This window comes from Providencia sp. PROV189, assembly GCF_028480065.1.
Classification (GTDB): domain Bacteria; phylum Pseudomonadota; class Gammaproteobacteria; order Enterobacterales; family Enterobacteriaceae; genus Providencia; species Providencia stuartii.
The window spans coordinates 1-1,374 of the sequence record NZ_JAMPOG010000057.1 but is presented as its reverse complement, the minus strand read 5'-3'; the positions used below and the strand labels follow the sequence as shown (position 1 = coordinate 1,374).

Genomic DNA, 1,374 nt, shown 5'->3' with positions numbered 1-1,374 from the left:
ACCGGCAGATTTCCGCACTGAACAACACCAACCGCCGCCAGTCCGCATCCTGATTTTCCGGTGGACGGACAAAAAACCGGACAACCTTATCATGCTCATATTTCCGGCTCCCGGCCCGGAATAACCGGCAGATATCCGTCAGGCGCTGTATCACTTCCTGCTCATAACCGGTCTTTGCCCGCCCCCGGTTCAGGGGCAGATAATACGCCAGCGCCGCCGGCGATAAGGGGATGCTTTTATTCCCATTCCTCTTCATCATTCACATCCGGATCAACATCTCTTTGTCTGGCATACAGACAACGCAACAAGTACATCAGCTTCATCCATGTCATAAACTGGACATCATTCAATACCGGTGGCATCCCGGATTGATTTCCGCCGGTCAGCAGGGTTCTGAGAGCGCCCGGAATACCATCATGAGCGCCGTTTTCCGCTGAGAAAACAGTCATCACACGTCCCAGCGCCGAAGTCTCTGACAAGATGGTAAATCCCGGAGAATGCACCCCGGAGGCGGCCATAAATTCGGGGGAGATATCCAGTTCATTCCCTAATTCAAACAAAGTACGATAAATCTGCGTCTGAAGATGTTCAATATCATCCAGATGTGAGGCCACCGGCCAGAGATCCTGACACGTCAGTGTAGCCGCAGAATAACCAGCGACCGGTACCTCTGCCGGTGTGGTACGCTCTGCGTTATCCGGGACAGACATGACGCCGACGATGTCAGGATCAATATCCGCTTCATCGGTATCCCCGCTCAGTACCGGTGCACCCCCGTATAAATCCGTCTGGATCTCCACAACCGGACGGGATTTTTTCTTTTCAACAACAGGGGATACCGAAGTCTCCTGACCTGAATCAGAAGACAGTGGCTCCGTTAACACATCCTCCGCCGAAAAACCGGAAGTAATACCGGTATGTCCGCTTTCTGAATGGGCCGTTGTTGTTTCATCCTCACTGTCCACCGGTACAGGCCATTCCGGTTTTGTACTGCGCCGGCCTTTATTGACCTTCAATTCAAATACCCAGCGTTCATAATCCACACCATCAACAGAACACTCCCTCAGAAGACGACCAATCAGTTCATCCAGAAACACGTCATAATCAAAAACATCATGGTTATCTATTTCTGTGCATGTTCTTTCAAAACACCCCAGAAAGTCATGGACCGGGTCCGGATCGTCATGCTGAAAAAGTAACGAATCCGCCACCCGTTTTAATGTCGAGCGCACGGATAATAATTGCTCAATTTGGGGTCTTCCCAGCCCGTTTTCCAGTAAACGGGGCATATAAGGTAATAAAACAGAAACAGTATCTTCCATCTTGCTGATGTGCGATATGCTGACGGGTAATCCGTCCGCCGTCATGCGCTGG

Annotated in this window: 1 protein-coding gene and 1 pseudogene; both read right to left on the bottom strand. The window is 50.9% G+C overall.

Going from position 1 to position 1,374, the window contains the following annotated elements:
- A pseudogene (locus PR833_RS19740) lies at positions 1–259 on the bottom strand (hypothetical protein); the annotation flags it as partial.
- Positions 237–1,374 (bottom strand): chromosome partitioning protein ParB (locus tag PR833_RS19735; protein ID WP_272526453.1); only part of this gene is annotated, 1,138 nt, incomplete at its 5' end. The pseudogene PR833_RS19740 and the gene PR833_RS19735, both read right to left, overlap by 23 nt.